The following is a 1,682-nucleotide window of genomic DNA, read 5'->3' as shown; positions in this document are numbered from 1 at the left end:
CACCGGATTAGTGTCGCTGACGTAATCGTCCAGGCTCTCGGGGAGCAGGGTCCTTTGACCTCGGTGTTCACCTTGAATGAAGCGTTTCATGGGCAGCCCTTGCGATGAAATCCGGGGCAATCATAGCAAGGGTTGGCTTTGGCGTTTTGACACACTCTGGGTCGCACGCTGCCCTTCGCGACAGGCACCGATCGGCCAAAAGTAGACGGTGGGCGGAGCGATCAGCAAATGAGCAGTTATGCTTGGATGGTTGTTGGAACTGATCAGCGTGCTGCCGCCACTTAGCTTAATCGTTAGATATCCTACGCAAAAATCAATCCTCGTTAATAACTGGCGCCGAACCCTCTGGAGCACTTAGGTAAGCCAAGACACTGGAAATAGCCTCTACTGTCTTCTGATCCACTTTAACTCCGCCTTGCCCTCTTTAAAAAGAAAGCAGAAACGCAAAGCGCAAAAAAACCGACGATACCGTATACCCAACAACTATTTCTCTTACCTCTAGCCAACCGTTCCTCGGACATCGCCCTACTGATAATTTCTTTCCCTTCCACCACCAAAACGACCAATTTCCGCTGCTCTATTGCAGGAAATATTTTTTGGTCATACCAGAAACACTTGCATGCCTGCCCAACAAACCAGAGCTTTTTTGCTTTGTGATACATGTAGAAAACCCTCCTAAAGTCGAAGCGCAGGTAAACCAATACACATATTCACCATCGGTGATTTTCGTCATAAGCTTACGTCCGACTCTTTCCTCCGAAAGCACACCTGACGACTCATTCAACTTATTTGGAATCTGTGCCGAGGACTGATACCACAACATAACAGCCACAATTACTAAATAACCAACAAAACTAATTATCGCAAAATTTCTAGAGGCTTCCCTAGAACGATTTGATGCATCAGTACCCATTCTTTTCTCCACCACCAAAATAAGAATGCTTCGACTTTCACCGTAACTGGCTGTCCGGCATGTACAACTCCGATGTCTTTTTTCCAGCATAGCTTCAATTTCAACCGGTGATCCTTGGGCACGATCACCATCAACGGTTAAGCCGCTGTCACTACGCCCCCGGCTGCCCGACTTGGGTCGCACGATGCCCTTCGAGACAGGCACCGATCGGCCAAAGGCGGTCACTCACCTAGAGCCAAATGGGCAGAATGCTCAATCACTAGGTAATCTTCTAGTCGTCTCAGCGTACGCGTACTGGGAGGAGCACCTAAGAATCGAAATAGGTAAGGCAAAGGGTGTTATACCCACTGACGCACGTAATACTGATAAAGTTCGAGATATCCTTAACCGAGAGGTGGTAAGCGACTTCTGGGGTGATCTGCGCCACTTGAGAAACTCAATAGTCCACTCGCATGGTGTCGCTAGCAGCGAAGTGGCCAAGTGCAAGGTCATTACTTGGTTCAAGCCGGGCGAAAAAATAGCGCTCAATTACCAAATGGTTCGGGCGTTGTTCATCTGCATGGGGACTTATCGCAATGAGGTTCACAAAATGCAGTTTCCGCCGAGGTTCATTCAAATACCTCCCCACGGCTGCTAACCATTCGCTGCAGGCGCGACGGATCTGGCGGGCCGCGGCCTGAGCTCATACGCTAGTGTCCACTTTGGATTGCAGTCGGTCACGAGAGCTTGAATTAGCAGCTTTTGCGGTGATGGATTGGCCGTACTGAAC

Annotated in this window: 2 protein-coding genes; both read right to left on the bottom strand. The window is 49.3% G+C overall.

The window, feature by feature from the left end; genetic code table 11:
- The coding region (locus tag AC1DVH_RS30715; RefSeq protein ID WP_477756959.1) for a hypothetical protein at positions 1-90 on the bottom strand (90 nt) is incomplete at its 3' end.
- A 487-nt stretch (positions 91-577) separates the two neighbouring features.
- A complete protein-coding gene (locus AC1DVH_RS30710; protein WP_477756958.1) occupies positions 578-913 on the bottom strand; it encodes a hypothetical protein in 336 nt (111 codons plus the stop codon).
- Between the last annotated feature and the right edge of the window lie 769 nt (positions 914-1,682).

Source organism: Pseudomonas sp. P4_C3 (assembly GCF_056402075.1).
This window is presented reverse-complemented; position numbering and strand designations above follow the sequence as displayed.